The 26,197-nt window shown below is 53.8% G+C and carries 30 protein-coding genes; 7 read left to right on the top strand and 23 right to left on the bottom strand.

The genetic code is table 11. The annotated features are described in order from the left end of the window. Nucleotides 1-72: 72 nt before the first annotated feature. The 5 genes from BN3002_RS08110 to BN3002_RS08090 form a co-directional block, all read right to left on the bottom strand. Nucleotides 73-264, bottom strand: a complete 192-nt coding sequence (locus BN3002_RS08110) for an acetyl-CoA carboxylase (protein WP_227469296.1) — start codon at nt 262-264, stop codon at nt 73-75. A gap of 26 nt (nt 265-290) precedes the next feature. Further along, entirely contained in the window at nt 291-713 is a 423-nt protein-coding gene (locus tag BN3002_RS08105; protein WP_048707932.1) for a DUF1617 family protein, read from the bottom strand. A gap of 16 nt (nt 714-729) precedes the next feature. Beyond that, nucleotides 730-3,411, bottom strand: coding sequence for a phage tail spike protein (locus BN3002_RS08100; RefSeq protein ID WP_058237413.1), 2,682 nt, complete (start codon nt 3,409-3,411; stop codon nt 730-732). A gap of 71 nt (nt 3,412-3,482) precedes the next feature. Beyond that, the gene (locus BN3002_RS08095) at nt 3,483-4,175 is read right to left on the bottom strand and encodes a hypothetical protein (protein WP_048707938.1); all 693 of its coding nucleotides are present in this window, start codon (nt 4,173-4,175) and stop codon (nt 3,483-3,485) included. After that, nucleotides 4,175-6,853 carry a phage tail protein gene (locus BN3002_RS08090; protein ID WP_058237412.1) on the bottom strand — a complete coding sequence of 893 codons (2,679 nt, stop codon included), beginning with the start codon at nt 6,851-6,853 and terminating at the stop codon, nt 4,175-4,177. The genes BN3002_RS08095 and BN3002_RS08090 overlap by 1 nt, the downstream gene beginning before the upstream one ends. Before the next feature lie 77 nt (nt 6,854-6,930). Between BN3002_RS08090 and BN3002_RS08085 the strand changes: the two genes are divergently transcribed. Beyond that, nucleotides 6,931-7,116: a hypothetical protein gene (locus BN3002_RS08085; protein WP_048707943.1), complete on the top strand. Its 186-nt coding sequence runs from the start codon at nt 6,931-6,933 to the stop codon at nt 7,114-7,116. After that, entirely contained in the window at nt 7,113-7,736 is a 624-nt protein-coding gene (locus BN3002_RS08080) for an alpha/beta fold hydrolase (RefSeq protein WP_048707946.1), read from the top strand. The genes BN3002_RS08085 and BN3002_RS08080 overlap by 4 nt, the downstream gene beginning before the upstream one ends. Nucleotides 7,737-7,926: 190 nt before the next feature. Here the strand turns inward: BN3002_RS08080 and BN3002_RS08075 are convergent, their stop codons facing one another. After that, nucleotides 7,927-8,352: a polysaccharide deacetylase family protein gene (locus BN3002_RS08075; protein ID WP_048707950.1), complete on the bottom strand. Its 426-nt coding sequence runs from the start codon at nt 8,350-8,352 to the stop codon at nt 7,927-7,929. Nucleotides 8,353-8,367: 15 nt separating this feature from the next. Continuing rightward, nucleotides 8,368-8,976, bottom strand: a complete 609-nt coding sequence (locus tag BN3002_RS08070; RefSeq protein WP_058237411.1) for a major tail protein — start codon at nt 8,974-8,976, stop codon at nt 8,368-8,370. 60 nt (nt 8,977-9,036) lie between these two features. Here BN3002_RS08070 and BN3002_RS08065 point away from each other — a divergent pair, with 60 nt between their 5' ends. After that, nucleotides 9,037-9,549 (top strand): VanZ family protein, encoded by a 513-nt coding sequence (locus BN3002_RS08065; protein WP_048707958.1) that lies wholly within the window; start codon nt 9,037-9,039, stop codon nt 9,547-9,549. A 312-nt stretch (nt 9,550-9,861) separates the two neighbouring features. Here the strand turns inward: BN3002_RS08065 and BN3002_RS08060 are convergent, their stop codons facing one another. After that, a complete protein-coding gene (locus BN3002_RS08060) occupies nt 9,862-10,563 on the bottom strand; it encodes a TetR/AcrR family transcriptional regulator (RefSeq protein WP_048707960.1) in 702 nt (233 codons plus the stop codon). Nucleotides 10,564-10,656: 93 nt separating this feature from the next. On the opposite strand from BN3002_RS08060, the gene BN3002_RS08055 reads away from it, so the two are divergent. Together BN3002_RS08055 and BN3002_RS08050 are read left to right on the top strand one after the other, a co-directional pair. Beyond that, the gene (locus tag BN3002_RS08055) at nt 10,657-11,880 is read left to right on the top strand and encodes an MFS transporter (protein WP_048707963.1); all 1,224 of its coding nucleotides are present in this window, start codon (nt 10,657-10,659) and stop codon (nt 11,878-11,880) included. 161 nt (nt 11,881-12,041) lie between these two features. Beyond that, complete coding sequence (locus BN3002_RS08050; protein ID WP_053086214.1) at nt 12,042-12,794, top strand: GIY-YIG nuclease family protein; 753 nt, start codon at nt 12,042-12,044, stop codon at nt 12,792-12,794. Here BN3002_RS08050 and BN3002_RS08045 read toward each other — a convergent pair. Genes BN3002_RS08045 through BN3002_RS08015 form a run of 7 tightly spaced genes read right to left on the bottom strand, consistent with a single transcriptional unit; the run spans nt 12,791 to nt 17,707 of the window. Next, entirely contained in the window at nt 12,791-13,138 is a 348-nt protein-coding gene (locus tag BN3002_RS08045; protein WP_048707966.1) for a hypothetical protein, read from the bottom strand. The genes BN3002_RS08050 and BN3002_RS08045 overlap by 4 nt on opposite strands. Continuing rightward, a complete protein-coding gene (locus tag BN3002_RS08040) occupies nt 13,135-13,572 on the bottom strand; it encodes an HK97-gp10 family putative phage morphogenesis protein (RefSeq protein WP_048707968.1) in 438 nt (145 codons plus the stop codon). Before BN3002_RS08040 ends, BN3002_RS08045 begins: the two co-directional genes overlap by 4 nt. After that, entirely contained in the window at nt 13,572-13,904 is a 333-nt protein-coding gene (locus tag BN3002_RS08035) for a phage head completion protein (protein WP_058237410.1), read from the bottom strand. The genes BN3002_RS08040 and BN3002_RS08035 overlap by 1 nt, the downstream gene beginning before the upstream one ends. A 15-nt stretch (nt 13,905-13,919) precedes the next feature. Next, nucleotides 13,920-14,237: a head-tail connector protein gene (locus tag BN3002_RS08030; protein WP_048707971.1), complete on the bottom strand. Its 318-nt coding sequence runs from the start codon at nt 14,235-14,237 to the stop codon at nt 13,920-13,922. Between the two features lie 29 nt (nt 14,238-14,266). Next, nucleotides 14,267-15,487 carry a phage major capsid protein gene (locus BN3002_RS08025; protein ID WP_048707976.1) on the bottom strand — a complete coding sequence of 407 codons (1,221 nt, stop codon included), beginning with the start codon at nt 15,485-15,487 and terminating at the stop codon, nt 14,267-14,269. 25 nt (nt 15,488-15,512) lie between these two features. Then, complete coding sequence (locus BN3002_RS08020; RefSeq protein ID WP_048707979.1) at nt 15,513-16,397, bottom strand: head maturation protease, ClpP-related; 885 nt, start codon at nt 16,395-16,397, stop codon at nt 15,513-15,515. Beyond that, complete coding sequence (locus BN3002_RS08015) at nt 16,394-17,707, bottom strand: phage portal protein (RefSeq protein WP_048707984.1); 1,314 nt, start codon at nt 17,705-17,707, stop codon at nt 16,394-16,396. Before BN3002_RS08015 ends, BN3002_RS08020 begins: the two co-directional genes overlap by 4 nt. A 78-nt stretch (nt 17,708-17,785) precedes the next feature. Between BN3002_RS08015 and BN3002_RS11165 the strand changes: the two genes are divergently transcribed. Beyond that, entirely contained in the window at nt 17,786-18,412 is a 627-nt protein-coding gene (locus BN3002_RS11165) for a hypothetical protein (protein WP_048707989.1), read from the top strand. A gap of 3 nt (nt 18,413-18,415) precedes the next feature. Here the strand turns inward: BN3002_RS11165 and BN3002_RS08005 are convergent, their stop codons facing one another. The 7 genes from BN3002_RS08005 to metK all read right to left on the bottom strand — a co-directional run bounded on the left by BN3002_RS08005 (nt 18,416) and on the right by metK (nt 25,176). Next, nucleotides 18,416-20,020, bottom strand: a complete 1,605-nt coding sequence (locus BN3002_RS08005; protein WP_048707993.1) for a terminase large subunit — start codon at nt 20,018-20,020, stop codon at nt 18,416-18,418. 75 nt (nt 20,021-20,095) lie between these two features. Then, the gene (locus tag BN3002_RS08000; RefSeq protein WP_048707996.1) at nt 20,096-20,380 is read right to left on the bottom strand and encodes an Nmad4 family putative nucleotide modification protein; all 285 of its coding nucleotides are present in this window, start codon (nt 20,378-20,380) and stop codon (nt 20,096-20,098) included. A gap of 106 nt (nt 20,381-20,486) precedes the next feature. Beyond that, nucleotides 20,487-20,936: a hypothetical protein gene (locus tag BN3002_RS07995; protein WP_048707999.1), complete on the bottom strand. Its 450-nt coding sequence runs from the start codon at nt 20,934-20,936 to the stop codon at nt 20,487-20,489. Continuing rightward, entirely contained in the window at nt 20,930-21,145 is a 216-nt protein-coding gene (locus BN3002_RS07990; protein ID WP_048708001.1) for a hypothetical protein, read from the bottom strand. The genes BN3002_RS07995 and BN3002_RS07990 overlap by 7 nt, the downstream gene beginning before the upstream one ends. Nucleotides 21,146-21,233: 88 nt before the next feature. Continuing rightward, nucleotides 21,234-22,754 carry a DNA cytosine methyltransferase gene (locus BN3002_RS07985; protein WP_048708004.1) on the bottom strand — a complete coding sequence of 507 codons (1,521 nt, stop codon included), beginning with the start codon at nt 22,752-22,754 and terminating at the stop codon, nt 21,234-21,236. A gap of 3 nt (nt 22,755-22,757) precedes the next feature. Next, a complete protein-coding gene (locus tag BN3002_RS07980) occupies nt 22,758-24,014 on the bottom strand; it encodes a site-specific DNA-methyltransferase (protein WP_048708005.1) in 1,257 nt (418 codons plus the stop codon). Next, entirely contained in the window at nt 23,986-25,176 is a 1,191-nt protein-coding gene (gene metK, locus BN3002_RS07975) for a methionine adenosyltransferase (protein ID WP_058237408.1), read from the bottom strand. Before metK ends, BN3002_RS07980 begins: the two co-directional genes overlap by 29 nt. 113 nt (nt 25,177-25,289) lie before the next feature. Between metK and BN3002_RS07970 the strand changes: the two genes are divergently transcribed. Continuing rightward, a complete protein-coding gene (locus BN3002_RS07970) occupies nt 25,290-25,499 on the top strand; it encodes a hypothetical protein (RefSeq protein WP_257525580.1) in 210 nt (69 codons plus the stop codon). Nucleotides 25,500-25,521: 22 nt separating this feature from the next. Here BN3002_RS07970 and BN3002_RS07965 read toward each other — a convergent pair whose 3' ends face one another. Continuing rightward, nucleotides 25,522-26,094 (bottom strand): P27 family phage terminase small subunit, encoded by a 573-nt coding sequence (locus BN3002_RS07965; RefSeq protein ID WP_058237406.1) that lies wholly within the window; start codon nt 26,092-26,094, stop codon nt 25,522-25,524. Between the last annotated feature and the right edge of the window lie 103 nt (nt 26,095-26,197).

The raw sequence follows: 26,197 nt of genomic DNA, 5'->3' as shown, positions 1-26,197 counted from the left end.
TTCCTTTCGTGGGCATAAAAATTGCCCACACCCATCTGGGGTGAAGGCATCAAAAATTGGTGTAGCACTGGGCTACATGGTCGGGTCAGTGAGAACTTCGAGAATCGGCTCTGTCAGATCAATCGACGCGACCTGTGGCACTGGGAGTTCTTGGGCTTCGATGGCCTCTGCTGGTGGTGCGGGCGTGGCATCGGATTCGATCGGGACGATGGGTAGCTGTACTTCTTCGCTAGACGTTGACTCATCATCTGAAACGTCGGTCATTTCTGTGTCCTTTTCTTCCTTGGCCTTCATTGGCCACCCTTGGTGATGGCGTCGTAGAGAACGTCGTAGGCTTCCGCCGCCACGCCAGACAGTTCACCCTCATAGCCGTCAAGAAGTGCTTTCACGTCCTTGTCGTGGCCGTCGTAGGTGGGACCCGACACTTCCGCAACCGAGGTCAGCAGATTCTGGCGGGCTTCGAGGAATTCACTGGCTTTGTCGGGGTCGGCGAGGACGAACGTGCCATCGTCGGCGAATATCGGGCGGCCGTTCTCGTCGAGTGTTGCGAATTGGGTGACGAGGTCGTATTCGTCTTCCCCGAACCGTGCAATCGCTTCCTTCACTAGCGTGAGGAGTTTCGAGCGAGCACGGGACTGCGCCGCCTTCAACGGCATATTGGTGAGTAGGTCGGCGATGGGTTGCAAATGGTGGTTGGCGAGCATGATCTTCATGAGGGTTTCCTTTTACTTATGCGAGGTTGGTGGACATGGCCGACAGGCCTGTGTTGGAGAAGTACCGCCACGTGATGTTCGAGCCGGTTCCGGAGATGGATGTGATCCACCCTTGATTGAGCAGGCTGAGGATTGCGTTCATCCTCGACATCAAATCCTTGGTGCGATCAAAGAGACGGGTCATGTTGTAATACGACCCGTTGGTTACGACCATCAGGTCGTAGGTGTGAAACACGACCTTCGCCAGCCCATTGCTCGACGCCCACCCGGCGTAGGTGCCTTTCCCGGTGAGCGTGCAGTCTTGCAAGGTCACGTAGCGTGAGCCGGTGGTGTAGAACTTGTAGCCGTTGGTGCGCAAGTCAGCACCGAGATGAATGCCGGCCTCGCCGTAGAAGCGTCCCTTCGGATCCAGGGTGAGGCAGGTGAAGTAGCCACCGCCGGAAACCGTCTGGTATGTCCAGGCCACATAGTCGCCTTGATAGGCGACCTGGTTGACGACGCCTTGCACGTCGGGCTTGTCCTTGTGGGCACGGCGTGCCATCTCCCCGATGTAGCGGGAGCCGTACCAGAATTTCATCCCGGAACTGGAGATTGTCCCTTCCAAGGTGGAGCCGTTATACCACGCGATCTGCGTCGGCGAAATACGGATCGACTGGTTCCATCCGGCCAAGCCCACTTGGATCGCGTTGGTCGCGAGCTTGTCAGCCGAAATCGAGCGCGCCCCAATCCGAGCCGCCGACAACGTCCCAGTGGTGATCTTCCCAGCATCCAGCGCAGCGATCTTCGCCGACGTGACCGCCGCGTCCTTGATCATCGCATTGGTGATGTATCCGTTGGCGATCGTCAACTTGTCGGACGTGATCGATCCGGCGGCAATCCGCCCAGCAGCCAAATAGTCTGAGGTGATCTTCGAGGCCGAGAGCGACCCGGTTTTCGCGTCGGTGATCGCGGCGTCTGCGATTTGTGCGGTGCCGATGGCGGCGTCTGCGATGTGTGCTTGGCTGATCGCTTTCGACCCGATCATCGCGGCACCGACCGGTGTTTGTTCCCATTGGTTGTTGGTGAGGATGTATTGGCGGGCGATCACGCCGTCTACGCGCACTTGCCATAGCGCGCCCTCCGGTCGGCCAGCCGCGTCCGCTACGTTCGGGTCAACAACGGCAACCGTGAGCCGCCCATCCGAGGTAACCGCAACGTCGTGGGCATCCTGCGCCAACTGGGTAGCACCAGCGGCAGCAGACTTGGCCTGGTCGATCTCCACCTGCGCCGAAGCCATCTGAGTGGCGACAGCATCGGCGGCGGTTTGTGCGTCTTGTGCGGCGGCGAGGGCGTGGTCGACCTCTGCGCGGGCGGCGTCGAGTTCCGCGGTGATCTGTGCATGGTTCAGATCAGTAGCGAGTGCCACCCAGCCGGGCTGCCTGGTGTCGGTGAGCCGGTAGATCCAGATTTCGGTGGTTTCGCCGTTTTGTCGGAACCACGTGTCACCCAGCCTGGCATTGGCGGGCTGGATCCTGCCGTAGTGGTTGGTGTTCTTCCCATCCGCACTAGCCAACGCGAACCCTGCCGCATCCGACGCAGCCACCGCCGTGCTGATGGCGGTTTTGACTTGCCGGGTGACAGACGTGAACTTCCGAGCTACGGTTCCAAGTTCGACCGAGATGTACTGGAGCGTGAGCGGGTTGTACTCGTAGGCCACTACCCGCGCCGTGAGCGCAATCCCAAGATCGGTGTGGCGGACGGTCACCGTGTCACCAATTTCGACGGTTTCTAGCCGTGCGAGGTCTGCGTATTCACGGGTTTGTGAAAGGTCAGTGAAGCGGATCTTGTACGAAGCGGACGGCTCATCCACATGCTTGGCGCTGAATTCTGCCGCCGCTAGACGTCGCAACTGCGCGTGGGCTTGGTCGAGCGGAAGCTCGCCTTCACGCGGGTTGTCTTTATCAGTAATGGCTTTGACTTGTCCGTAGCGGATGACGCGGATACGCGGCACCACATAATCGCCCAACTTCGGCGAATCCACATAGAGTTCAGGCAAGAGTAGGCCGTCGTAGCCGACCGGGAGAATCCGTGTCACCACCGTCGAAAAATCGATAGCCGATTCGAAGCCAGTGAGGTTCTTGCGGTCACGGATGACCACCCCGTGGTTGGCTCCACGCATGGGCCCGTGGTGAATGTGCCAGTTGTCCCGGGTGATCTCACCGCCCCAACGCGCAGCGAACGTGTTGTCCTCGCCCGCATCCATCAGAGCTTGGGCGATGGGCATGCGCACCAACCGCGCCGAAGACCTAGTCACCGTATCCGACGAGGTAGCAGTAAACCCGTGCTTAGTGTTTGCCGCGCCAAGGATTTGAGTGAGTGCGCCTTTCGCGGTTTTGTTGACCACGTAGGTGTCGGCGATGAGGTTCGCCGCCAGATCATAGAAGACATGAAACGCCGTTACTTCCAGCAAACCTTCGATCGTGGTGACGACCTCGCTAATCCGGAAACCCTGACGTTGCTCCAACCCTGGCACGGGCGCTGCCACAATGTTCTCAAGTACGAGGTGCGTGGCTGCAGGTCCATCTGCTGGGTAGGTGAAGGTCAAGGAGAATTCGCCACCTAGTTCTTCAGTCACGATCGGGTTGATGATCTCCCGATCCAAGACTCCTAGCCCGGTGGTGGTGAATGTCGTGGCGGTGCGGTCGTGAACCGTAATCATGAGAGGCCTTCCAAAGACAACAGTGGCCACCCCACGAAGGGATGACCATCGGAACTTGCGTGAGTTGGGTGTTAGGGGTTGCGCCAGTTCGGCGTGATCACGATCTTCGAGATACCAGCGCCGAGCGTGATCCGATTGACCCCAGGCTTCAAAACTGGGAAGGCTTCACTGAGCGCATCGGTCTGGACTTTCCCGTGGGCGTGTGCGACGAGACGCGCGCTGTCGAGCGTGACGGAGCCTGCTGGCGAATTCACCTGATGTACCGTTTTGTTCACCGTCAACGAGAGCATGCCCGTGCCTGTAACAGTGATGATCGGATCCGCATCAAGTAGGCCAGGGTTGGTGATCGTCCCCGACTCCGACATTATTAACGGCTTCAAACCCTCGGTCAGGTAAGTGAAGGGCTGGCAGGTCAGGCGTGCGGTGAAGAACCCCCACCCCGACAGCTCCCGGCGCAGTTCGCTCACTTTGCAGTGCTTAACCTTGCGGTAAACACCAGGCTCGGCAGTCAACGCAATCGTCGAAGCGCCCGTCAGCTCATGGGCGGCTTTCCGGTATTGGTGGAGCCCGTCACGGATAGGCACCGCGAGTTCAAGCTCGAGTTCGGTGTCCTCCCAGCCTATAAACCTGGTCAGGGTTCCGGCGCGGCCTTCGATCTCGATATCGTTCACCGCACGGACGGCGGCGGGTATCGCAACCGGGGCGGTCAAGCGCAGACCAAGCGACGTAGAGGTCACCGTGTCGTTCAAGGTGAACCCATACATTAGTAGCCTCCTGCCATCACGGTCTGCCGCCGATCAAGACGAGCAAGTTGTTTGTCGAGAGCGGGTGCGAGTTTGCCGACCAGCGTCCCATCCGACAACGTCACGCTAATTTCCAGCGAAGACAGGATGCGCTTTGCTGTGGCATCGACGATGCTCGCGACATCCACACGCTCACTATCAGCACCGCCACTCGTATCGCGATTGATAGCTATGGGTTGTGGGGTGAGGTCAACGGCAGGTACCTGCAGGTCTGCCACTGCGTCGATCGGTACATGAAGTCCGTCTTCAAGCTCGCTGAAGGCGTCCATCGTGTCCCTAGCCAAACCAGTGGCAGCAGTGACAGCCTTGTTGCCATCGATTTTGATGGAGCCTGCGAGGCCTTCGACGAGCATCCGTCCTGCCCAGGCCATCTTGCGAGACGGTGAGTGGATGCCGAAGAAGCCAGTGATGGAGTCCCAAATCCCGCTTGCCCAGTTCGAGACCGAATTCCACAACCACCCCGCCAGGGATTGGATTCCGTTCCACAGGCCGTAGACGAGGTTTTTGCCCGCCTCCGCCATCTGCCACATGCCCTGGCCAACGGCCGAGACGATGCCGGTAATGATCTGCGGGATTGCTGCGACGATCGTGGAAATGATCTGGGGTAACGCCCGCACGAGTGCCGTCAAGAGTTGGATGCCTGCTTGGACGAGTTGCGGGATAGCCCCACCAATCGCCGACACAATACTTGCGATAATCTGCGGCAACGCGGCCACAATCGTTGTAATGATCTGTGGCAACGCCCCAATCAACGCCGTCAGCAGTTGAATGCCTGCGTCGATGAGCTGCGGGATCGCACCCACCACGCCGCTGACGATCGCAGTAATAATCTGCGGGAGTGCTGCGACGATTGCTGTGATGATCTGTGGCAACGCCCCAATCAACGCGGTCAGCAGCTGGATTCCTGCTTCGATGAGCTGCGGGATCGCGCCCACAAGGAACGTGACAATCCCGGTGACGACCTGCGGGAGGGCTTCAATAATCACGGGGATTGATGCGATGAGACCTTCGGCAAGTCCGGTGATGAGCTGCAACGCCGCATCAAGAAGCAATGGCAGGTTATCGACGAGCCCTTGGACGAGGGCGACGAGCATTTCCACCGCCGCAGGAACCAGTTCCGGTAGTGCTTCGCCGATACCAGCAACCAGGGTTGCGATGATCTGAATCGCCGCCTCCAACAAAGACGGCAACGCCTCAATGATCGCCTCCACCAGCGCGATAATCAGCGTCACCGCCGTCTCGGCCACTTGTGGGAGGACTTCGATGATGCCCTCTAACAGGGCGGTGAGGATGGACATGCCGGTCTCGACCACCATCGGTAGCTGCTCAGCAATAAATGCGAGGGCTTCCTGTAAGACTTGGCCGAGGGTGTCGATGAGTGCGGGTGTTCCGCCTTCTTCAAACGCTGCGGTCAGTTCGTCGATCCACCCGTTGACCATCGGCAACACCGAACCCGCCAACGCCTCCGACAGACCACCAGCCAACAACCCCTTGAGATTTTCCACCCCATCCTGCATCGTCGCCAACTGGCCGCTAAAGGTCTTGGATTGGGCGTCCATAGCCCCGTAGAAACGCCCGCCTTCAGCAGTAGCACTGGCGAATGCGTCAGCGACCATATCAGCGCTGATCGCGCCCTTCGCCATATCCTCTTTCAGTTCACCAATCGACTTGCCAGTCTTACGCGAGATTTCCTCCAGGGGGTTGAAGCCGGCGTTGATCATCTGCAGCAAGTCCTGACCAGTCAACTTGCCAGTCGAAGACATTTGGGCGAAGGCGAGCGTTAGCGACTCCATCTTCACCGCATCACCTTGGGAGATATCGCCGATTTCGTTCAGGTGCTTTTTCGCATCCTCAAGGCTCATTCCGAAGCTCAGGAGGGTCTGCATGTTGCCCGCGAGGTCCTCCATACCAAACGGAGTCTTCGCCGCCTCAACCTTCAGGTCATTGACCAGTTTCTGAGCCTTGGCTTGATCACCCAGCATCGTGGTAAACGAGGTGGTGTATTGCTCCATGCGGGCGTTGTATTCCACGCCTTCCTTCAAGGCTCCGGCCATGCCGCGCCCAATACTGGCGATCGCATGCCCGATACCCTTGACCCCGGCAATGATGGCTTCGGAGGCGAGGTTGGCTTTCAACACGTCGCCGAAAATGCGGGTCTTGGAGCTGGTGGTGTCCATCTCGTCCCCGAGATCATCCACCGCGCCCTCAAGACGTCCTGCGTCCTTTGCCGCGCCCTTGGCATCGTCACCGGCACCGTCAGCCTCGTCCCCGAAATCCGACAGGGCGTCATTATTCGATTTGAGTTCGCCTTCAAGCCGGTTGAGTTCAGCGCCTGCGTTGTTGAGCTGGATCTGCCAATTCTTCGTCCGGCTATCGTTCTCACCAAAGCTCGTGGCGGAGTTTTCGAGTGCGGCGCGCAGGGTCTCAATCTTCGACTTTTGAGCCTCAATCTCTTTGCCTAAAACCTGGTTACGAGCCGTAAGCGCTGAAGCGGACTTATCGTTCCTATCGAACTGAGAAGCCACCAACTTCATCTCGGATCCCAAAACCCGCATCTCACGATTAATATCCGTGATCGCGCGCTTAAACTCCCGCTCACCCTCAAGTCCAATCTTCAAACCAAAAGACGAATCAGCCATGAGTGTTTACCTTTCTTTCCGGTAACGACAGTTATGGGATAATCAGTGAACGAACACGTAAAAGCGAAAGGGCATATATGGCAAAGAACAATGCGCGAGTGCGTAACTGGTTAATGCTGGTAGCCGTTGGGCTATTATTTGCAGCTATCTGTTTTGCTATTTTCGGGTTCACGCACGTGATTTCACCGGTCACCGCTATCGGAAATGCTGCTGGTTTTCTGATAACTAGCCTGGTTGCAGGTTTTTTCGCGCTGCGTAAATGAGCGATGCGCAAAAGGTAGTGTTCTTGCACGGGTTGGGTGAAACCCGTGATGTTTGGAACCCAGTAATAAAACAGCTGCCACAAACCGAGTGCATATCTCTAGACGTTTTGACAACGAAACCGCCGCTGGCTTCTTGGTTGCTTGAAGACGTATGCGCCCAGATTGCTAACTCGCTGACCGAACCAGTGCACCTGGTCGGGGTATCGTTGGGCGCAGTGATTGCTTTAAATATCGCGCTCACCCATCCGGGCAAGGTGTCCTCACTGTTTGTTTCAGCTCCGCAAGCTAAACCCCCAAAACTGTTGATGAATCTGCAAAAGACACTAATGCGAGTTCTACCAACAAAATGGGTCTGTCCGCCGCAGCTTAGCAAACCTGAGCTGGTGGGCGTGCTCGATAGTTTGAAAGATTTAGACCTTACTTCGCAGCTTCCAGCTTTATCTATGCCCGTAACTGTGGTTTGCGGCAGCAAAGATAAAGCAAACCTGCCTGCAGCCCGCAAAATCGCCGGCCTTATCCCCACAGCTCACCTAGAAGTGATCCAAGGTGCAGGGCACCAGTGGCACGCCGCCCATCCTCAGCTATTCGCCTGTTATCTCACGAAACATTTAGATCGCTAAACCCCAGCAGGAATAATATCGTCGATAAACCAGATGCGTTTCGGCTGGGCTCTGCCGGTTTCGATACGCCAGCAATCCACCAGGTCCAATAGTTCACCGAATATGGTCAGCTCGATTTGCATGCGGGTCAGTCCCAGGTGGGCGAGCCCGATATAGGTCAGGCGGGTAAAGATTGCCTCGTCACTATCTATTAAGTGTCCTTTTTCTTGGTTTGCCCTTTTGGGTCTGGGGTCTCGGTCATGATTGCTCGCCGGGTGCCGCGTTGGAGTGCCTGGGCGATAGCCTCTCGGTAGTCAGCTAAATCTGCAGGCACAGTTAGTAACTCCACTGCTTCTGCGGTCAGCTCTGGGCGCTTATCGTCCGGATGGGTGAGGTTGTGTATTTGTACGGACTGGTTAGCGAGCAGGGCGATGAGCCAGATTACGTCACCGAGTGACTTATCCATATCTTCGCTAGTTTCCAGGGCTTGACCTAAATGTTCTAGCCCTCCGTAACGTTGAGCTATAAGGCGGGTCGCACGGGTAGTGAGGACAAGCTCGTATTCTTGACCTGCGATAGTGATTGTCGCGCTTTTTAAAGAGGTGCTGGCCGGGCTGGTTTGGGTTTTCGCTGTCATGGCTTACCTGCATTTCTAGTTGTTTGTCGGTTTAATGCTGGTTGTAGCGGCAGGCTCATACACCTGCCTGTACCAGTTGGAGATCGTCTCAGCTTTCACGCCGGTGGCTCCTTCGGTGACTTCGGCTTTCCACGGGTGCTTACCGGTAGCGTCTGGTTTGTTACGCCGCAGAATCGTTCCCTCAATACTCGGGGTAGAGAACGTGATCGAATCAGCTTTGGTCGCCAGCGTGGTTCCCGGCAGAGCAAATTTGACGCGGTAAAGCCAAAAATACTGGTACTTCCCGTTAGAGCGTGCAGCTCTAAAACCAATAGCCACGGGTGCGCCACCATCCTCAGAAGTACTGATAAGTACCCCGTTCGCGTCCAGTCTCGCACCAGTTAAGGCAGCTGCAGCCTCAGCCCCGAGATCATCAACCCCAAGAGTGAGCGTTCCAGATTTGAATTCCTTGACAATCTCGGATGCCCCGTCATCGGCATACAAAATTGCCTCAGCCACCTCCACAGACAATTCTGCAGATATTGCTTTAGCCAGCGGTTTAGGAACGGCATAAGTTTCCTCACCGCTAGTGGGATCTTCGCTAATGCTCGCGTAGTAGAGCTTGTCTAAACCAATAGTTGCCATGATGTTTCTCCTTTTGGGTAGTAATTTTCGTTAGATGTCATCGAGAGATAGAATTGGGGCATGAGAGAGAAAACGCGACGCTTGACCTATGCGGTGTTCGGGATTTATCTGCTCTTGTTGTTGTGGATGGTGCTGTTCAAATTCGCCACCAGCGTTGACGACATACTGAGCGTGCGGCATGCGCGCTACTTAAATCTGATCCCATTTACAGATTCTGCGAATCTTTACGGGTCGAACTTCTTTGATGAGATCGTGGTCAACTTCCTTATTTTCATCCCGTTTGGCTTGTACATGAGGATGTTGTTGAAACGGCGCTCATGGTTAATTCAATTGCTCCCACCGTTTTTAGCAAGCGTGGCATTCGAGGTCGTTCAGTACGTTTTCGCTATTGGGGTCAGCGATATCACCGATGTCATAATGAACACTGCTGGAGCCGCTACTGGCTTAGTAGTTTTTGCTCTGCTAGCCAGATTCTGGCCTGAAAAGAGCGAAAAAGTCATTAACGTCATCGGGTTAGTCCTGGAGATCTTGTTCATCGGATTTTTGACTTTCCTGATCATTGCAAACTCTTAAGGACAGGCTCTAAAACTCGAAACATCGATGGAATAGTGGTGAAAACCGGTATCCGCCTCGTATCCGATATAGCGGATTCCTGGGAGAAGCCTGTGTACTGTGAAGGGCGATAGCTAGTTCATTGGTAGTGCAGTATTTGATGTAGTCGTACCAGTTGTTTGGGAAGCTCTGGATATAGTGGATCTTCTTGTATTTATTGGAAAATCGCAGGAAATAGAGGGAGAGGCTGAAAGGCTTTGCTCTTAGCTGGATGCCTTGCGATTTTGGGAAATATTTTATGAGTATTGATGATTTCTCTTGTTCACGGGTTCGTTAGGCGTTTTCGCGAGGCAAGATTGCTATCTCTAAACCGGCGAGTACGACTTCTATGATGATTTCAAAGTATTCCTGACTCATGCGGTCTTCGTTTTTCGGGTTGGCTAGCGGAATTAAGTAGCCCTGGATGATGTCAGCCAGCGTTGTGGAGCAGACAGCTAGGGGCTGAAGTTGGGTAATCATTTGGCCTAGGTCGTGGCGCTGTTCCTGCTTGGTTGGGCTGCGCAAGTTGCGAGCAGTAATGCTCCATAGCATCGTGTTGATGATAATTGAGTATGCGATGTGAATGTACTTGCTAAAACCAGCATCCCGTAGTTTTTCGTAAGCCACCTCCAAGATTGGTATCAACGCGGCGTTCATATGTCCATACATCAGTTTGTCGGTGACTCCGGGGAATTCAAGAAAGACAGGCCTGACATTTTTTGCTAGGGAGATGAACCAATCTTTCCATTCCAGCTGCTCGTCCGGTAGTTCGATGGTGCTAGTGATCTCGCCTATTACAGAAGCGGTAATGGCGTCACGGTTTTGGTAATGGTGGTAGATGACAGAGGGAACTACTCCCAGACGCTGCGCAAGGTCACGAATCGACCATTTTTCTAGACCGCACTCTCGGGTCAGTTCCATTGCGGTGTACATGATCTTTTCCTGCGTCAGCCAGGCGCGTCTACCCGTGTTTACCCGCTTGTCTTTATTCCCCACGAAAACAGCATACCCTCAACCTCGACAATACTAGAACATTGTTCTAGTATTGTCTCAGCTTGATTGGTAGCTCACTTTGGAAAGGATGTTTTAATGTGCGCCACTAATGAACGAAACGAGAAAGTCGAATCAAAAATAGCGGGACTGTTTCCCTTGTTTTTGACGGTGTTACTGGCATATATGGGGCAGATGATTCTTAATCCAATTCTGGCTCCGCTATCGCGCGAAATCGGGCTGAAGGAATGGCACATTGGCGCCACCATTTCGTTAGCTGCCATAATGTTTTCTCTTACCTCCACCAGGTGGGGACGGGTCTCATTGCGATGGGGATCTCGGCGTATCTTGCTTATTGGCATGCTTGCCGGAATCCTGGCTCTAAGCGGATTCGCTATGGTGGTGTGGCTAGGATTTAAGGGTCTGCTCACCGGCATAGCGTTGATCATAGGAGTAGTCATAACTAGGGGAGTGCTGTACGGCGGTGCCATCGCATCAGTTTCCCCAGCCGCGCAAACCTACGTTGTGACTCATACCTACAATGAGACGCAACGGGTAAAGGGTCTGGGAGTCTTGGGTGCTGCACAAGGATTCTCGTCTATTCTTGGAGCCTTATTGGGCGGCAGCCTTGCAGCTATAGGAGGTTTCATGATGCCCTTGCTGGTGATGCCTCTGGTCATGCTTTTAGGCGTTGCCGTTTTGCTGCTAACATTCAAACCCACAGGTAGCGAAGAAAAAGTCGCTCAACCGGCAAAAGTTTCCTATTTTGATTCAAGAGTATTCGTGTTCCTGGCTTGCGGTTTCCTAATGTTTACCGCTTTTTCTACCGTGGCTACACTTTTCGGCTTTTTACTGCAGGATGTTTTGAAGCTAGCGGCCGGCGCAACAGCAGGGCTCACCGCTTTGTGCATGTCAATAATGGGTGTGGTGATGATACTGGCGCAGGCCTTGGTGGCTCCAAGGTTAAACTGGGGTGCTAAAAAACTCTTTAGAAGAGGATTAATAATCGTTCTTCTCGGGTTACTACTCTTGGTTTATCCACTAAATCTTGGACTGTTCATCGTGGCCAGCATCTTGACAGGCTTTGGTCTAGGCCTGGCGATGCCTGGCTACAACACGGCGCCTACTTTGCAAATGAAGCCCGAAGAACAAGGTGGGCTGGCCGGGTTGATTAATGCTAACAATGGTGCTGCCTATGTAGTGGCACCGATAGCCTCTACCGCACTTTACGGACTCTCTCCGTGGCTACCAATGACATGTTGCGCAGTCCTGATAGCTGCGGCAATTTTGCTGAGTTTTTACCATCCCGAGTTCCGCAAATAATCTCTTTATGACTAGAAGCAAAAACCATAAAAATTCCTGCTAAAGCGGTGTTGACTTCAGCAGAACTATGATGTCTAGTCGCTACGAGGTTCAAACAAACTCAAACGTCTCAAAAACCCCATGCAAACACGGGGTCATTCAGCTCAATCGCTTGTAATGGTGTGTATATTCTTCTTGGTAATGACCCTGAAGCTATTGAGAACACTTGGTGCTATATAGGCAAGACAGAAAACTTTGTAGAGCGCCTGCGTGATCATGACAAAAAGAAGCCGCAGTGGGAAAAGGTCGTTATTATTGCTAGCTTGCAGCGGTCTTTTAACGAGGGGCATTGGGGTTATTTAGAAGCCCGTCTGGTTGAAATCGCTAAGAATGCTGAGCGTTGTTCTATGCCTGATAACAGACAAACTCCTCGGGTTAGGAAGCTTTCTGAAGCGCAACGAGCATCAGCCGAGTCGTTCTTAGATAATGTGAAGCTGATTTTGCCGATCCTGGGAGTCAATGTTTTGCGTTCCCTAGAAAATACTGTGCAAGCAGCTACCGCTCAGATAGTTTCTTCGCCTGTTTTCCATCTGCGCAGACAAAAAGATCAGATAGACGCCTCGATGCAGCTGATTGATGGCGAGTTTTTCCTCCTCAAGGGATTAATAGTGGTTGCGAATTGGGAAACCAGTAAAGCCAGAAGTCAGGCAACGGTTAACTCGTATGCGACTATAGCTAGTCGTCACCAAAAGCTAGTTAGTGACGGTTCAATCCGTCTAGAAAATAAGCGGGGCGTGGTTACCCGGGATATTGCTTTTGCTTCTCCTTCTGCAGCAGCGGCCATAGTGTTAGGTACCTCCGCCAATGGTAGAGCGCGCTGGGTCAATGATGAGGGACAAAATTATGGAGTCTGGGAGGAAAGCAACAACTCCTAGAAAGTAGTCGGTGAATAATTCGCGATGTCGATTGAATAGTGGTGGTAGCCGGTATCGTCCTCGTATCCGATATAGCGCCTGCCTGTAATAACCAGGCGAGCGCTAATTAGAGCTTTCGTGATCTGGTCTCTTAGAGCTAAGTAGTTGGTTTTCGTGAACAGGCTGATTCGAGCTTCTTCTATTTCGACGCCTGGGGTGTTGTCGGCGAAGATCTCGAAAGAATCTGTTAACGGGGTGAATACTAGATACGTGTCTGGGGCTGGGGAATCGGTGTAGCAGCTGACTGCATAGGCGAGCCCAAGTTGTTTAGCGATGTGGCTTATGTTTTCTAAAAGCCCGCTCATGGTTTCACCTGCTGGATTCGCGCGGCTAGGGTTTGTTTCATTGCGGTGATTGCGGCTCGCCTGGTTTGTGAACGCGTAGGGGCTAGGAAGGGTCTAGCGGGCTGGTTGGAGCGCCCGTGTTCAAGAACGTTAGCGATTAGTGCGTTAGCTCTACCATCGTCTCGGTTCTCGGCGAAACCAACTTTGACGTTGTAGTCTCCGCGGCTATTGACTTTTACTGGCGCGGTTCCTAACGCTTTGGCGAGCTGACCGGTAGAGCGGGAGGGCTGTTTCGTTGAGCTGCCGATTGCTGCAGAAAGGTTAGAGCGCATACGCGGCTCCACAATATTAGCCCCGGCTTTAAGTACTTGCTCAGCGGAGTTATCAATGAGGCTGCTGGCTGAGTCGAGTGCGTCAATGAAATCGTTGGGAAGCCGGATTTGTACGCGAGCCATCAGGGTGCTCCTTCTGCTTCGGTGCGGTGAGCCAAAATCTCGACATAGCGGCCGAGGCATTCGACCGCATCAATAACGTACCTGCCACGTGCGGAGCTGATTTCCATCGCCTCGGTTATATTTATGCCGGGTATTGCTCGGATCCTAAATAACAGGTCTGCTTTGGTGTAGGCGGCGCGGTTGACCCAAGCCGGTGAAGCGTGCCGCACTTCCATATATGCGCGCACCGAAGCAATAACCTCATCACCAGTAGTGGCGAACCCGGCAGCGTCCTTAACCACTACAGGTTGTATTAGGTCGATGTGCTCGCTCATTTTGCCTAGCGTTGCCACAAGGCGCGTCCTTCTTTAGATTTTCCAGTCCCGATCCAGACGAAGCAGGGTGTTGACTGCGTTCCACACGGCGCGGGCAGCATCGGTTTTGTCTGCCCAAAACCCGGCGGTTGCTCCATCTCTGGATTCGTAGAAATGGGTGGCGAGCATGATAATGCCTTGCCGGGTTGCCTGCGACATGGGCTCCGTTTGGTAGTAGCCCTCGGGCAGATGTTGGTAAGCGGTGGCATAGGAGATGGCAGCCAAAACAAACGAGGCAATCAAAGAATCATCCTCGCTATGGTCGACCAGTAGATTCTGCTTGACTAAAGCCATGAGTTCGTCTGTTTTCATGGCTGCCACCTCCTAACTATTTTTATGGTTTACCCCGCGGTCTTTTGGGTAAGAACCTTGATCGCTTCGGGCAAGACTAGCTTGCCGTCTAGGCGTTGGGAGGCGAGGAACCCGATCTGCCCGGTGGTTGCAAATAGCTCGTTGAGGCGTTTGAAGGAGCGGCCTTGCCGGTCAGCAATCCAATAGAAGCCGAGGTCACCGAACGCTACTGTGCGCGCCCCAGCTTTAAGCTCAGGCACAAACACGGAAGTGTGAACGGGTCGGCCAAGGATCATGTCCGGGGTTCCAGCAGTCAGGGCTGGTTGCCACAGGTACTGCCCGTTACCGTCCTTGAGCTTGCGTACGGTCTTTACTGTTGCATCGTTCATCAGCCACACCGCGCGCGCCCGGTAGGGGGCACGCAAACTATAGTGCAGATCGATGAGTTCATCAGCGCTAATGTCGGTAGGCTTGGCGCTGGTCACGCCAATCTCGGCTCCGCCGGTTGGGTTGAAGATACCGGTGGGTTTACCTTTACCATCGCCAACCAGGAACGCTTCTTCTTCAGCAGCTCCAATACGGCGAGCAAACTCGCTCGCTAAGTATTGTTCAACGTTAAACGCTGCATCGTTGAGCAGTTCTTCGCTGATTTTCAGGAAGGTACCCAGCTTGAACGCCGACAGAGAGATTTGGGTGAAGGCTTCATCGGATTCGCTATATGGTTTGCCTTCATCCAGCCAGGTAGCGGTGCCATGGGTAGACACGACAGGGATCTTTCGGTCCCCGCTAGTGGTCTGAATAACCTTGGCGAGGCTTCGCATGATGTTTTGGTCGGCTAAAGACTGCACTAGGGTGCGTTCGAACTCGTCAGGCACTAGGTATCCGCCCTCAGAATCCACCCCCTCACTTAGCGCATTCCTTACTTCCATGGGGGAGGTGTTAAGCCGCATCGCATCCCAAAACGCCCGCTTGTAGGAAGCTGTAGCACGGGCAGGCTTCGCCTTGCCCACATTCTCGTCTGATCCAGCACCTGGTGTTGCTGTGATGGGTGCCCGAGTCGCCTGCGCGAGGTTGGCTTCTGTGCGTTCGGCCCGCTCGGATCGAGCGATCTCGTTAGAAAGCGCCTCGATCTCAGCCTCCATCTTCGCGTAAGCCGCATCGTCCTCAGCGCTCAGGCAGCCGGTCTCAAAGTTACGGCGCTCATCCAGAAAAGCCTTCGCCTTATTCCAGGTTTCGGCACGGCGAGCATAAAGATCAGTAACAGTAGTCATGATAAAAAGTTCCTCTCTTAAGGGTTTAGTGGGGTTGATCAGTTAGTTGGGCGTATAAATCAACAACCCGCCGACCACAAGAGACAGCGGGCTGCAAAGAACAACGGGTATCAGGAGATGGCAGTGAGCCAGGCGGAGCACTATCTTTTCGCTGGCCAGCTAACTGCGCGACGAGGCGCTGTTCCGCGGCCTTTCTGGAAAACACCACACCACCCTTGTTTTTGGGCGGCAACGGCGGCTTCTTACGGGCAGGGCCTTGCTCGTCATCCCCGCCGGAATCGTCCTCATCCGGCTCGTCTTCACCCGGCTCTTCAGATTCTTCGTCCTCTTTGTCTGGGGTTGGTGCTCGTTTACCAGTCAGCAGCTCGTCGGCGAACCCAAGTTCGATGGCTGCAGTTGCGTCCATCCAGGTCTCGGCATCCATCAACTTCGACAACTTCGCCCTGCTCAACCCAGTCTTGAGCTGGTAAGCATTGATAATCGAGTCCTTGACACTCTCAAGCATGTCGAGGGCACGCGAGAGTTCGGTTTTATCGCCCATCGCCAACGTTGCTGGGTTGTGGATCATCAACATCGACACCGGCGACATCGCCACATGACTTGCTGCCATGGCGATCACGCTCGCTGCGGATGCTGCGATGCCATCAATATTGACTGTCACGGTTCCTGGGTAGTCCAGAAGCATGTTGTAAATCCTGGCTGCCGCCACGACATCGCCACCGGGACTGTTGAGCCAAACAGTGACCGGTCCTGATCCGGCATTTAGTTCAGATGCGAAGATGGCGGGTGTTACGTCATCGTCGAGCCAGGATTCTTCGGCGATAGCCCCGTTGATACGCAAAACCCGAACATCCTCTTGGGTGTCCGGGTTGGTTGTTTCTGGTGGTATCCAGTTCCAAAAACGCTTCACATTCTCCTCCTCAAAATTTGGTTCTTTTCAGGTTGTTCTTCCAGCTGCTCATCGTTAGCTGCGACAGCGTCGGCTTGTTTGGTGGCGGCATAAGCGCCTGCCATATCGAGTGGCAGCATGTTGCCGTTGACCAGGTAGAGATCCCCGCCATCGGCCTCATCGATGCGGTCGAGATTCTCTAGCTCGCGGATGTCGTTGGCGCTCATCCACCCGTTCTGCCTGGCTACCGCGTAGCCCTCCATACGCGACTGGTAATCCCCGCGCAGCAGCCCCTCAACATTGAACTTCACAAACAACTGCTGCTTTTCACGCGGGTTCAAGAGAGTTTTCGTGATTGCTTGTTCCCAGCGGATCACCCACGGATCAAGCGTGTACTTCACAAACTCCAGAGACTGCTGCTCAATATTAGAAAAGGAACTCTTTTCCAGATCGCCGATCATGTGCGGCGGAATACGGAAAATCCGGGCAATCTCGTTGAGCTGAAACTTCCGTGTTTCAAGAAACTGTGCCTGCTCCGGAGACACGCTAATAGGCGTGTACTTCATGCCCTCTTCTAAAACAGCGACCTTATTGCCGTTCTTCGCACCACCAAAGGTAGCCTGCCAAGACTCACGCACCCGAGAAGGATCCTTAATCGTGCCAGGATGCTCCAACACCCCACCAGGAGCAGCACCATTAGCAAAAAACGACGCCCCGTAATCTTCGGTGGCTTGTGCCAGGCCGATAGCATTGCGGGCCATCGCAATCGGTGAATAACCCACTAAACCGTCGAAGCCGAGACCTGGGATATGCAAAACATCGGCTGGGGTCAGCCGGATGGTTTTGTATTCGCCTGCCGGCTCATCCCAGGAGGTCTGGTACTCGTAATACAAAGCCTTAGTGTCCAAGTCTCTGCCTACGCTCATGCGGTTTGGCTGCAACGGATAGAGCCCTATGATTTCACCTAGGCCGTTGCGTACAACCTGGGCGAACGCGTTACCCCACAAAAGCAGATGCGTCATCAAAGTTTCGCGGAAAACAAACGACGTCATCTCGGGGTTCGGCTCATCATGAAGAAGCCGATACAAACCATGATCGGTAGCTTTTTCTTTACCGCCACCTTCCGTATGCCGGTAAACATGCAGTGGCAAACCCGCGATAGCCTCAGCCAGGATACGCACGCATGAATGCACAGCGGTCATCTGCATCGCGCTGCGTTCTGTTACCGGACGACCAGAAGACGTAGGTCCGAACAAGAACGAGTAAGACGAGCCAATCGTATGGTTTTCGGTCTCGCGGGGTCTACCGCGTAGCCAGTTGCGTATCCCCATGGAGCACTCCTTGCATGGATAATTTGTTATGTGAATAAACGTAGATCACCGAAAGAACGCATAAACGAACCAGGCTCAATGCAGTCGGAACGAATCGATGGCTTTGAGAACATAGAAACGGGTACCCCAGTCCTGTACCGGTGGATTTATGACCGAATATTTTGGGATCTCGACCATGCAGAAGTCGAGCTGACAGGAAGTCGCGTCGATTTCGCTAATCTAATTCACGCAGCTGCTCACCTACGTCTCGTTTTGGAGCGCGTAGTTACAGCTTCCTTTGCCGCTAGCAAAAGGCTTTTCGACAAGGCACAGAAAAAGATGGAAAGCGCAAAAGACTTCGGAGAGATGCGAAAACGTTTGAAGGAGCTTAATCCAAACTATTGGCCATGTTCGTTCGGATATGTTACCCATGATGGAACTGTGGGGCAAGGCGTACGACCGGAAGTTGGACTCCAGGAATCCGAAGTCGGACGCAGTTTTGGTCTTGTCAGCGCGATCCTCCATGCACCTAATCCATTCAAAAAGAATGAGACTTCTCCTGAAGAGAACTTCGAAGCACTTAGAGCTTTGTGCCTATTTTTGCGAGAGCTGCTTGAATCCCACATTGTTCAACTTGCAGATTCCTCCGAGTTTCTTCTACTTCGACGTGACGGTAACGGAGAAATTCGAGTTCAAAGTATCAAGACTGACCGACCACTTTTGTAAGTATTAGAGCACAAGTAGTCCCCGCGAGTCGTAAACCGAACCACCACTAAGTGCGTTGCCACACCTGATAGCCCGATCCAAGGCCATGATGGTGGCGACCACCCCGTCGATTTTTTCCGTGGATTTTTGCTTATCTGGCTTGATGTTGCCAGCTGGGTCGGTGCGCACGTGAATGTTATCGACCATCCAGGCCAGCACCGGGTGCCCGCCGTGCGCGAGCTTGCCTTCCAACGCCAGCTTCATCAGTTCCTTGGATGGTGGGGACATGTCTTTGAAGCCTTGCCCAAATGGCACTACCGTGAAACCAGCATCCTCAAGGTTTTGGCTCATTTGGACCGCTCCCCACCGGTCGAAAGCGATTTCTCGGATATTAAACCGGGTGCCAAGATCCTCAATGAACTTCTCGATATACCCGTAGTGCACCACGTTGCCCTCAGTTGTGAGTAGGTGGCCTTGCTGATGCCATAGGTCGTAGGGGACGTGATCCCTAGAAACTCTGAGTTTGAGGTTGTCTTCGGGTATCCAAAACCAGGGTGCAACCGTGTATTTGTCATCGTCATCCGTGGGTGGGAATACGAGAACGAAAGCAGTGATATCGGTGGTAGAGGCAAGATCCAGCCCTCCATAACAGGGTCGTCCCTCGAGGTCGTCTAGATTGACTGGGGTATTGTTTTGATTCCACACGTGCATGGGCATCCATCGCACAGACTGTTTGACCCACTGGTTCAAACGCAACTGTCTGAAGGTGTTTTCTTCAGCCGGATTCTGCCTGGCACTATTACAAGCGTCCCTAACTTTCTGGATTGGCACCGTCACGTCCAAGGATGGGTTGGCTTTATGCCACACGGCTTCATCGGTCCAATCATCATCTTGCGCTGCCCCATATATGACTGGATAGAAAGTGGGGTCGATCTTTTTGCCATCCAGGATGTCTTGGGCTTTTTGGTGTTGTTCGTAGCAGATGCTGTGGGTGTCGGTGCCGGCGGTTGTGATCAGGAAGTACAGTGGCTGGGTGCGAGCATCCCCACTGCCTTTGGTCATCACGTCGAAGAGCGCCCGGTTGGGTTGGGTGTGTAGCTCATCGAATACCACTCCGGAAATATTGAATCCGTGTTTGGAATAAGCCTCGGCCGATAGTACCTGGTAGAAGGAATTGGTGGGGGAGTAGATGATACGTTTTTGGCTTCTAAGGATCTTTACCCGCTTGGCTAGTGGGGGACACATTCTCACCATGTCGGCTGCCACTTCGAACACGATGGATGCTTGTTGCCGATCGGCAGCACACCCATAAACTTCAGCGCGTTCCTCGCCATCGCCGCAACACAGTAAGAGTGCGACGGCGGCGGCAAGTTCACTCTTGCCCTGTTTCTTCGGGATCTCCACGTAAGCCGTAGTGAATTGGCGAAACCCGTCAGGTTTGACCACCCCGAAAAGGTCGCGAATGATTTGTTCTTGCCAATCAATCAACTTAAAAGGTTTTCCTGCCCACCGGCCTTTCGTATGCTTTAAAGCTTCGATAAACGCGACCGCAAAATCAGCTCGGCGCTTGTCATAGCGCGAGCTTTCAGCCATGAACCGGGTCGGGTGATAATCAGCTAGCTCACGCATACGAATCAGTTACCTTCTATTGGTTAAAAAATCAGTTACTACCAGCGATAACAGGCGCCCTCAAGCCTTGTGGGGCTAGGCTTCGGGCAGATTAGCTAACGCCCAGGCGAGCGCGTGACCGTCGTCAGGGAAAATCTGGTCGGCTTGCTTGATCAGTTCGAGGCCGCATTCGATGAAGGACTTACCCTGCCAGGGGTTCTCGGAGGGGGTTTCGGTCAGGTGGTAGATGCAGGCGTCGTTGCCATAAACCCCGCCCTTGTGCCAACTGTAGCTGGTGGCGATCACTAGGTTGCCGTAGCGCACCACCGCACCGTAGCTATCGGTGGCCATTTGCAGGCGTTCCATCGTTGTCGTTTCCATCGCTGTATTTCCTTTCTTCGCGTACCGTTTTGGTATGTATATACAGCCATAGACTTCGCTACTTATCCAGTCATTTTGCCACCTATTTTGCCTAATAAATAGTGGTTTACATCTCTTGGTTAGTGTTTATTAGTGGCGGGGTTTTCCACGCAGAATCACCGCTTAATGGTGCAAGTAAAATCTTGCGTACTTCCTTATGTTCTTTACCAGAAAGTCCGATGCGGTAAAGCAGGGAGCGCAGTTCATACTTCTCATTACTTACCTGTCTTGTACTGCGGGTTACGGTGCGGCGGATCCGTTTAGCGTACGCGATCAGCTTCGTTAAGAACTCGGTGTAGGCAGTGATCTTCTCAAACTCGGGCAGCTCATCCCACCACGGGAAACTCAGCCCCTCACTACTGGTGGTGATGTCGAGCCGGCTCGCGCCGAGCGCTTTAGCGATCAAGTCTTTCTTGGCTGCAATAAGTCCATGCAGCCTTGCCAGCTCAGTCTCATCAAGCGTGGCGGGCAGGGTGACTACGAGCCCGTAGTTTTCAGCCTTTTTGGTGTTCACCATTGCTCATCCTCCTCACCATCAAACTCGATGCTTTGAACGTCCAGCCATGTGCGGATGAGGCGCATGAAGTCGTGTGGGAAGTTGGAGACAATCATTTCTACGTGCTTGTAGCCGTGGTCTTCGGCTGCATCCCACACCGCACCAATATCGGTCAGGTCGACTCCGAGGTTTTCGATTTCTTCTAGATCGGCGTATAGCTGTCCCATCATCACCAAACCCTCTCTTTCTTGCTGGTTGTTTGGTCATGTACATACAGCCATAGGAACGCGTACTTATCCAGTCATTTTCGCCTTAAAATCAAGGAGTTTTAGTGGTCTCGGCGACTATCTGGGAAAGCACGAGTTTGGCGCACGGCAAAGCTATCCCGTTTCCCCACAGCTTGTAGAGTGCCCGGTCGGACGCTGGATTGGTGAGCCAAGAGCGTACTTGGTTGCGGGTTTTAGGTTTTTTCAATCCTTGCACCTTGGCCCAGCTGGCCCAGATCTGCCACCAGTAATCCAACTGTGAATCTGTAGGATCGCTGATTGCTAAATCCTGTGTCCAATCATCAGGGAATCCTTGTAGGCGGGCGCATTCGGTTGGGGTTAAGCGTCTCACGCGGTATTCGGGCATGCCAGGGTCAGTGACCAGGGGCGGCTCAGTTGAGTCCGAAGCCAACAGAGCACCAGCAATATTGACGTTGCCTCGGCAGAAGAAGTCTGCCTTCGAGGCACTCACAACGTCGGGTTCGACGATGGCGATGCCGCCTTGGTTACAGGTCGGAGTTATCCCAGACGTATCGAGCGTCTTGGATACCTCAGTTGAATAACCGTACCTGCCCACTGCCGCGCCGCGTCCCTCATGTAACGCATTGAAACCGTAGGCGGTAGCGATGATGGGAGTATTGCCTCCGCCATTGCCGTAACGAGCGGTCACGGTTGGTGCTATCTGGCATGGTCCGCCCACTCTGGCATCATGAGGATGGTGGTCAAATAGTAGCGGCTCAATAATACTCTGGTCGTTACTGCATCCGAGCGTGCCGGAAAGATTTGTTTGCACGAGCGGGCCTTTACCACCACCAGGTTTACCTGCCCGCATCCGCAAGGCGAACACATCTAAAGATTTGCTTGCCTCGTGAGTGCCTGCTCGAGGATTGGTGGGAGGGTTTTGCTTTTCACTGCAGCCCGGCGCAAGATCCCCGTGCAGGCGCGTGGGCTCAAAGAGTATGTGTCCGGCACGCCCGCTTGCAAAATCGCAGATAAGGTAGATTCTTTTGCGTCGTTGGGGTACTCCGAAAAATTGCGCGTCCAATACTCGCCACGCAATACTCCATTTGTCTGCCACGATCGCTCCGGCTTTTTGCCATTTTTGTACTCGAGGTAGGTCAGCCGCTGCCGTTTCGTCGACAACCGAGATGAGGTTTTGCAGGACGCTGTGGAAGTCTGCCCCTTTATTGCTTGAGAAGGCTCCGGGCACGTTTTCCCAAACAGCGAATCTTGGATATAGACCATGACTTGCCTTTCTCATTTCCTTGATGACTCTGACAGCTTGGTGGAATAGACCCGAGCGTTCGCCAGCTAAACCTGCCCTTTTACCTGCTACCGACAGGTCTTGGCAAGGAGAGCCAAACGTGACCACATCCACCGGCTCTAGCTGACTGCCGTCAATGTTGCAGATGTTGCCTAGGTGTTGCATTTGCGGAAGGCGCGTGGTGGTGACCAGGATCGGGAAAGGCTCAATCTCGCTTGCCCACACAGGTTCGATACCAACCTTTGTTGCCGCGAGTGGGAAACCACCCGAGCCATCAAAAAGCGAGCCAAGCCTTAAAGTTTGTCTCACGAGTTAGCCTTTCTGCTTGGGACGGTCGACCTCTTTCACCAGATCCAGGTAGGCATACTGCTTGCCACCACGCTCACACGTGATCCCTGCTGCGTCTCCGGTTGCTTCGGCATAGCGGCGCAGAATCACGGAAGCGTATTTCTCATCCAGCTCCATGCAATAGCAAGTGCGGTCTGTGGCTTCTGCAGCCATTAGCGTGGAACCAGAGCCAGCAAACGTATCGAGCACGATCGCGTTGGTTTGCGTGGAGTTACGAATCGGATAGGCCAGCAAATCCAGCGGCTTCGAGGTCGGATGGTCACTGTTTTTGCGGGGCTTGGCGAAATTCCACACCGTGGTTTGTTTGCGGTCGGCATACCAAGCGTGAGAGCCGTCTTTCTTCCACCCATACAGCACCGGTTCGTGCTGCCACTGATATGGGGAACGACCAAGCACTAGGGAGTCTTTAACCCAAATACAACAGCCCGACAGGTAGAAGCCAGCATCAAGAAACGCTTTACGGAAGTTGAGGCCTTCGGTGTCGGCATGGAAAACATAGGCTGACCCGCCCTTAGCAAGGGATGCCGCCATGTTGGTGAATGCAGCCAGCAGGAACTGGTAGAAGGTGCCTGCGTCTTGTTTGTCGCCTGCGATTTTCAGGCCGCTGTTCGATTTGAAGTCCACGTTGTAAGGCGGGTCTGTGACCACCAGATTAGCCTGTTTGCCATCCATCAAGGTTTCGACGTCGCTTGGGTTCGTGGCATCCGCGCACATTAGGCGATGCCTACCAACCCTCCAGATATCGCCTTTTTCAACAAAGGCTGCCGCTTCTAGGGCGGCGTTCAGGTCGAAGTTATCGTCCTCGATACTGTCGCTATCAAGAGAACCTATCAACTGTTGTATTTCGGCTTCGTCGAAACCAGTGAGTTCAACCTCGAAATCGGAAGCATCCAGGTCGGCTATGAGCAGGGCGAGTTTGGAATCATCCCAATCGCCACTGATCTTGTTTAGAGCAACATTGAGCGCTTTTTCGCGTGTTTCGTCGACTTCGACGACCACGCAATCCACCGTTTTATAACCCAGATCAGCTAGTACTTTCAGACGCTGATGCCCACCCACAACATTTCCGGTGGTTTTGTTCCAGATGACTGGCTCCACATACCCAAACTCACTTAGCGAGCGTTTTAGTTTGTCGTAGTCCGTGTCCCCAGGTTGTAGGTCTTTGCGGGGGTTGTAGTCAGCTGGGGTGAGATCAGTTAGCGCTATTTGCTTGATGCGCATGGTTTTTCACCGCCTTGACAAGCTCGCGGCTAGTAGTCCAGGTGTCTTCCCACTTGCGTGTGTAATCCCCGAAATGCCCATACGTCGAATAGCGCACATAGCCGGGTGCTCGCAGCCCAAACTGGTCGATGATTGCTGCTGGCCGAAGATTGAACACATCTTGAGCTGCAGCCGTGAGGATCTGGTCGGTGTATTGGCCGGTGCCGAGCGTGTCCACACTGAAAGCAACCGGGTCGGCTTTGCCAATCGCGTAACTAATCGCCACCTGGCACCGGGATGCAAGATCCGCATCCACTATCGTTTTCGCGATCAGGCGCGCCATATATGCACCCGACCGGTCAACCTTAGAAGCATCTTTACCACAGAAAGCTCCACCACCATGTCCGGCCAGCCCGCCATAGGTATCAACCATAAGTTTTCGGCCAGTGAGTCCGGTGTCAGCTTTAGGGCCGCCCTCCACGAACCGCCCGGACGGGTTGATCAACACAACAGTGTCCGCATCTACCGGTAGATATGGCTGACATGCTGGGCCAACAATCAGCGAAGTTATTTCACGGCGCAACACCTCGAAATCCTTGGATTTATCGTGCTGGACGGAAACCACCACCGTCTCTACGGCTTGCGGTTTTCCTGCGTCGTTGTAGCGCACCGAAACTTGTGCTTTACCATCCGAGAAGATCCCAGTAATGGTTCTTTGCTTGCGCGCATCATCTAGCCGCTTACAAATCTCGTGGGCTAAAACAAGAGGCAACGGTAAACGCTCAGGAGTATCAGTGCAGGCATAACCATAGACCGTGCCTTGATCACCAGCACCCTGAAGACAATAAGCAGACTCATCGCCATGGCGAGCCTCTAAAGATGTGCTCACCCCGTCGTTAATATCGTTAGATTGACGCCTCACCCACACATACACCAAAAATCTCCACGGCTTATATCCAGCTGCAGTAAGTGCAGTTCGTACGCAATCACGCAAGTCCACACGAGCATTAGCGTTGATTTCACCAGTGACAATAATGCGTCGCCCAGTAGCCATGACCTCTACCGCGACGCGTGCGTTGGGATCGGCGTAGAGAATTTCGTCGAGAATCTGATCAGCAATTAGATCGCACAGTTTATCGGGGTGACCGATACACACTGCTTCAGCGCTGCGAACCATAGTCATAGGAATGCCCTTTCAGTAGAAAAATCAAAAGAAACAAAAACTCCCCACCATCAGCCAGGAGCAGGGAGCGAAGAAAACGAGGAAAACCCGAGTCATGTGTGATACTGGAATACGTGAAAGACGAAACGAGTAAACCTAATCCGCAGGAGCAGGAGCCTTCTGGTGGCGATGGTAAAGCCGTGGCCTATGGAATGATTGCCGGGATCATGACCAGCATTATCTTTGGGTTCATTATGGACGATAATGCCTTAGCGATAACTATTGGCACAGGAGTTGGAATCGCGCTAGGGGTAGGCTTCAGTGCAAGAAAACGCCCCAAATAAGCTCAAAAACACTAGGATGCGTCTACGAGCGTGCTTTCAACAGCTGCTCCATAACCTCATCACCAGGAGCCGCACCCGAATAGTCACTAGTGCAGTTAGCCCGCACAATCTCAAAAATCTCATACCAATACACATTCGCCTGCTTACCAAAAGACTGGCTCATCGCAACAAACGGGGAAGCGATAGCAGCCCCCGTCGTCGGGTGCTTACCTAGCAAACCAAACTTGGAAATCGCCTGCTCACACTGCACATACCGGGCGAACGCCTGGGCGTAGGCCTCAATCAGACGCTTAGAAACAAACCTCGTGCAGCCACGCTCATCCAACCACCGCCAGGTTTCTCGGTAGACCAGGTCAGCACCCAAGGGTTTGCCATCGCGTTGAACCTCCGACAGATACTCAGACGGCTCCGGCATCACCTCACCAGCAAGCACCGCGCCATCACCAACATCTGCACCCTCAAAATCGAAAGGGCTCGCTAGCGGATCTTCCAGGCGAGTAGCAGGCAGACCCTTGGCGAGTTTCTCGCCCAGCGGGTCGGGTTTCGCGCCTGCTCTGACGCGGCGGCCGCCGCGGTTGGTGCCGTCTTTCGCCATGAAATCTTGCCTCCTTCCAGGCGGTTAGCCCGGTGATGGAGGGCTTGCGGGTTAATACCGTGTTTGAATCGGTCTTTTTGTGTACGGTTGGCCCCGCCCGCTG

This window comes from Actinomyces ihuae (assembly GCF_001457875.1).
In the GTDB taxonomy this organism is placed as follows: domain Bacteria; phylum Actinomycetota; class Actinomycetes; order Actinomycetales; family Actinomycetaceae; genus Pauljensenia; species Pauljensenia radingae_A.
This window is presented reverse-complemented; position numbering and strand designations above follow the sequence as displayed.